This is a genomic window from Nostoc sp. CHAB 5715, assembly GCF_020829685.1.
Lineage (GTDB): Bacteria > Cyanobacteriota > Cyanobacteriia > Cyanobacteriales > Nostocaceae > Nostoc.
In genome coordinates, this window is record NZ_JAIVFR010000549.1 from 1 (window position 1) to 5,174 (window position 5,174).

Sequence of the window (5,174 nt, forward strand, 5' to 3'; positions counted from 1 at the left end):
GAGTTGTTACAAACTATGCTTTTGACATAAAGTACATTTGAAGGTTGAAAGTGCTAGATGTACGTGAGGTTGTCTTGGTTTCCACAAGTGTATTGGACTGGCTCCATCGCCGTCAACATCATTACCGAAAATAGCAATTGTCTGGCATCCCACCGCAGCTGCAATATGTAATGGACCTGCATCCACTGAGATGAAGACTTTGGTTTGAAGAAATGCACCTGCCAATTCTAACAGAGATGTCTGACCTCTGAGATCAATCAAAGCAGTAGTTTGTAACAACTCGTCCTCTATAGAACCTGCATTGTACAGCGTTTTCTGTATCTTCGGCGCACTACCCACTAAACCAACACTCAGTCCTTGTGCCGCACACCACTGGATCACTTGCTGCCAAGCGTGAATCGGCCAGAGTTTAGCAGGTCGGGTGGCTGTCACATGAATTAGCACATCGGGTACAGGAAAATTAGGTTCTTGACTAGGCAGTTCTAGCTTGAAAAAGTCGGTTTCAACATAGGCTAAACGACAGAAGATTTCCCCAATGTAATTGCTCTGAATCACGCCTTGATGCCGTTCGACCAATTCAGAACTATTCCAATCTCGATCCTGGAGCAGGCGTTGAATTAAATTCGCATTTTCACCTCCATCAAGCTTTTTCTGAAAGTCTTGTGTCAGGGCTGCTCCTGTCACATATAGTGGACGTAGGGCAGTTGTCATCACTAAGTTGATGGGGCTGAATTCATCACAATTAATCGCTAAATCGTAAGAGCCTGCAACTTGTTGCCGTTGATGCACTACTTGCGCTAACTGCGCTAAGATATCATCGCGATCGCTATACAGAGAAAAGCGCCAATCAATGTAGGGACAATAGAGTTCAAAGTCTTGGGTTACGTCACTGCCAAAAAAATCCAACGTGCAATCTGGATATTTTTCTTTTAGACCTCGCAGCAAGGGGGTAATTACTACATAATTCCCAACCTTGCTGGAGCCGAATACGGCAAGATGGGGATGTGGGCGTAAGGATTGATCGACAAAGACTTGCATATCACGAATTTCTTACAAATTTTTCAAATTATTTTTAGATGATGCCTGACAACAAGTTTCCAAACATTCTCTTATTTTTATCAATTCGTGATTAGTTTACTAAGTCGATTAAAGGAGTTGAGTTGTTCAAGAATGAATTCCAAGCAGTCTTCAAGGACTTCCTTCTTTTTCTCACCAAGAATAACTAAATTCTGATTTTGAGGATAAGACCATCGACGCAGATGAGCAATACTAAATCCTTCCTGTTTCTCTTCTTCTAAAGAAGCTTTTCTCACAGCATCCCATAAAACCAGTGTTGGTTTCTGAAATGCAGTGGCAATATGAGAAGGCCCAGTATCAAATCCTACATATAAATCACTTGCCCAAATCAGAGCCATTGCTTGTCTAATAGTTGTTTTTGGTGTAAAGATAGAAAACGTCTTTTGCTCAAAGTCATTATTGCCAATATGTAAAAAACTTACTTTATTTTTCAAGTAATCGACTAATTCCAGCCAATTATCTAAATGCCAAGGTGAATCTGTAGTACTCGATGAAGTCCCATAGGGACAGATACAAACAACAGGACGTTTGAGGTGAGCAAGGGTCTTTAATCCCCACTGCATTTCTTCGTGAGATAAAAATAAAGAACCCCTTAATTGACGAGGACGCAGTCCATGAGCAAAACAGATATTTTCTATGATATGATGGCTTTGACAAAAATTATCTGACTCAATGGAAAGTTCTACCATGATGTTCTGGTCTATATCATCGGCATTGATAATTGTCTCAATATATGGATTGTTTTCCCAGATTGAATACCCGTTTTCTTGAGCCTTTTTATAGTAGTTTAAAGGAGCAGTCAATAATTTTATGAGTCGCCCTTTGTTTAAAGATAATGCTTCAACTAATGGTGTATAACAAACACAACTTCCTATTCCGAGATAACTAGGTATTGCCAAGTCACAGTTATACTTTTCAGTATAATATTTCGATGCAACTAATGGTTCTGAATCTCGAAATCGTGGATAGAAGATAGATTGACTTATACTGCTGTTATTAAACATATTTGGTTATTCCGTATTTAGTGTCTTCAATTTTTAGTAAAAAGGCAGTTTTTCGATTTTACGATCGCAACAATTGAGCCATCTCAAAAGCTACCAATCCACCAAAACACCAACCCATGAACAAATAAGGACTGTAGAAATTTTCAAGTAGCTTTGCACAATCATTTTAGGATTTGTTAAGTGCAACTGTGGAACTTTCTCTTCTCGAACTCTTTCATCTCTCTATTATTAATATTTGTGATTTTTTTGGAAACAAAGCACGTAGTGTTATAAATAATTAAAAGAGTTACGTTAGAGAGATAGTAAAAGCGACCAGAGTTTTTGAAGTACATACGGTTAGAGTTTCCAAATTTCACAAGATTTTAGATATGTCAACAACGATGTCACCTACAGAGGTAAGGAGAGTTAATGCTGTTGAGTACTAATTTTAAGAAGCTAGTAGCTGTTCGCTCTAGAATGGCATACGAATTTATTTTGAATCTTTTACCAAATCCTCAAGTTCCGCCAAAACCAGAAATAGAGCTAATGTTTTTGACAATGACTGGAACTAAACATTTACCATTCCTTCAACAGTGTTTGTTCTCTTTATATACTAGCTGGTCATCAATACCAAAGCTACAAATCGTTTCTGACGGCACGATTACTATATCAAAACATGATTGGGCTAGTAGTTCGTCGCGTTAATTCTGAGAGGTTTAAGAACGAACCGCGAAGTACGCAAAGTACGCGAAGAAAGCGAAAAAAGAAGAAAAATTTAAAAGTTAATTCACCCTGCAAAAATAATGAGACAGAACACTAGATGGGATCTGAATACATTGTCTTAAAGAGGTTTGAAACAGTCATTTCTGAATGGCTAACAAGCTTCGTCAGCATCTCCTGATAGTTGTTTAATAGGCGATCGATTGTCTCTGCTGTAAATTTCTCAGTGCCGTATTTAGCCCTGATCTGGATTGTTTTTGACAGTTCAACGTAAAGCTCCAATGGGGGTGTCTTGCCATAAAGTTCCATTGGCATATCGCCCCATTCTGATGGTGCGATCGCTTCCCAACCTGGTATTTGATCTTGAACTGAGGGGGTCATGGTAATGCTTGCCAGCAGATTCAGGGGACGTAAATGTTGGATCTGCTCGATCACCTGATACAGCTGCACCTCTTTATGTTCGATCGCTTCATTGACGGTCTCTTGAAGTTGTTTAATTACGGTCGAGCCAGTCTGTTCCGGCAAAATTAGCGATCGCAGAATCACGTCATTGATAAAGCAGCCAATCATGCCCTCTGTGTTTGGCCCGGTGCGGTTGCCGAGCGTTGCCAGAATCAAAATCTCATTTTGTTGGTTCCACTTCGCTAAAACAAGTTTGAAAGCGCTCAACAAGATGACAAAACTCGTCACCCTCTGTGAACGACCCAGCCCTTCAATCGAACGAACGAGATACTCAGGTAAGTGGATAAAACGGTGTCCTGCCTGTTTACTAGACAGCATCAGACTTGGAGAGGGGTGTAACTCGTTATCAACGAGTTTGCGTTGCCAATAGCTGAGTTGCTGTGCGATCGCGGACTCGTTGTAGACTTGCTGCTGCCACAAGGCAAAGTCTGCATATTGGCATGATAGGGCTGGGAGGGGCGAAGGTTGCCCATTGGCGAAAGCCTGCATCAGTGCGTCTAATTCTTGCAGAAGCACACCAAATGACCAACCATCTGTGATCATATGGTGCATGGTAATCACGAGCCAATGCTCTTTTGGATTCAGTTGAAATAAGGCAGCTCTGATTGGGGGAGCAACAGCCAGATTGAAGGGCTGCTGACGTATTTTAATTCCCAAACGAACCGCTTCCGACTCACGCGCCTCTGGGGGTAGGTGCTGTAGGTTTTCATAGATTAATGGCAGGTGCAGGTGAGGTAAAACGATCTGCATCGGCTGATCGTTGATGACGGTGAAGACCGTGCGGAGATTCTCATGACGGCGGACGATTTCGTTCAAACTTTGCTCGACGACCTCTGGTGAGAGAGAACGCCTGACTCGCATCAGAGTCGAACTATTGAGAGTTGCAACCGTACTTGCTGATTGCTCCAGGAACCATAACCCCTGCTGTGATAGCGACAGAGGCACGGGTGTAGATGGGTTTCTCTGCAAGCCAGACATGGCTAGCATGGTAGCAGAAATCCCATTTGAACTGAGTTTTGGATGGGCTTTGAACGACTCAATTAACTTGCTGAGGGCGGCGATCGTCGGGGTTTCAAACAGACACCGCAGGGGAAAATCAATCGCAAAGGCTTGGCAAATTCGGAAGACGAGTGAGGTCGCCAGCAGAGAATGTCCTCCCAATTCAAAAAAGTTATCGTAAATCCCGACTTTCTCAATACTGAGAATCGCAGCCCAAAGGTTAGCTAAAATTTCTTGGGTGGGGGTGCTGGGTGCTACGAAGCTAGATTCTAGTCCAATCTGGAAATTTTCCGGTATGGGTAGAGCGCGGCTATCAACTTTTCCATTAGACGTTAAGGGAAACTTTTCTAGGACAACAAAGGCAGATGGAATCATGTACTCAGGCAGTTTTTTCTTGAGATAGTGGCGAAGGTCTTGAATGTATCTCTCTAAACTGTTCCAAGTCGATTGGCGATCGCCTAAACTATTTGATCCCGTTTTTTGAGGGAAACACTGCTTTCCATTGGGTAACTCATAGAGAGAGCGATCGCCCTTGGCGGCTCCTAAAGGAGCATCGCCCAACATCCCCTGCTCTCTTAAACTCACCAAATTGAGAATGGTTGAAGCTTGGGTCTGGTCAGGAACAATATAGGCTACCAATCGCTTATTATTAAGTTCATCCTCTCTGGCAAGTACAACACATTCTCGCACACCTTGGTGCCCAGAAAGTAGTGCTTTAATTTCTCCTAACTCAATCCGAAAGCCCCGAATTTTGACTTGATGATCGATGCGTCCTTTATACTCAAGCTCACCTGTAGGTAAATATCGCGCTAAATCCCCCGTTTTGTATAAACGCCCTTGCTGCTGATTGCTAAAGGGATTGAGTACAAACCGCTCCTGGGTGAGTTCACTTCGCCCGCCTCCAACCCCTGCGCGTCCGTCTTGATGGCCTGG

5 protein-coding genes are annotated in these 5,174 nt (G+C 42.6%); 1 reads left to right on the forward strand and 4 read right to left on the reverse strand.

Annotation, left to right across the window (positions count from 1 at the left end):
• Nucleotides 1–6: 6 nt before the first annotated feature.
• From LC574_RS25730 to LC574_RS39230, 3 genes are all read right to left on the reverse strand, one after another.
• A complete protein-coding gene (locus LC574_RS25730) occupies nucleotides 7–1,038 on the reverse strand; it encodes a glycosyltransferase family 9 protein (protein WP_229456374.1) in 1,032 nt (343 codons plus the stop codon).
• An 80-nt stretch (nucleotides 1,039–1,118) separates the two neighbouring features.
• Complete coding sequence (locus tag LC574_RS25735; protein ID WP_229456375.1) at nucleotides 1,119–2,081, reverse strand: glycosyltransferase family 9 protein; 963 nt, start codon at nucleotides 2,079–2,081, stop codon at nucleotides 1,119–1,121.
• 58 nt (nucleotides 2,082–2,139) lie between these two features.
• Entirely contained in the window at nucleotides 2,140–2,205 is a 66-nt protein-coding gene (locus LC574_RS39230) for a hypothetical protein (protein ID WP_368736735.1), read from the reverse strand.
• A gap of 284 nt (nucleotides 2,206–2,489) precedes the next feature.
• Here LC574_RS39230 and LC574_RS25740 point away from each other — a divergent pair, with 284 nt between their 5' ends.
• Nucleotides 2,490–2,765 carry a hypothetical protein gene (locus LC574_RS25740; protein WP_229456376.1) on the forward strand — a complete coding sequence of 92 codons (276 nt, stop codon included), beginning with the start codon at nucleotides 2,490–2,492 and terminating at the stop codon, nucleotides 2,763–2,765.
• Nucleotides 2,766–2,876: 111 nt separating this feature from the next.
• On the opposite strand, the gene LC574_RS25745 is transcribed toward LC574_RS25740, so the two are convergent.
• A partial coding sequence (locus LC574_RS25745) for a condensation domain-containing protein (RefSeq protein WP_229456377.1) occupies nucleotides 2,877–5,174 on the reverse strand: 2,298 nt, incomplete at its 5' end.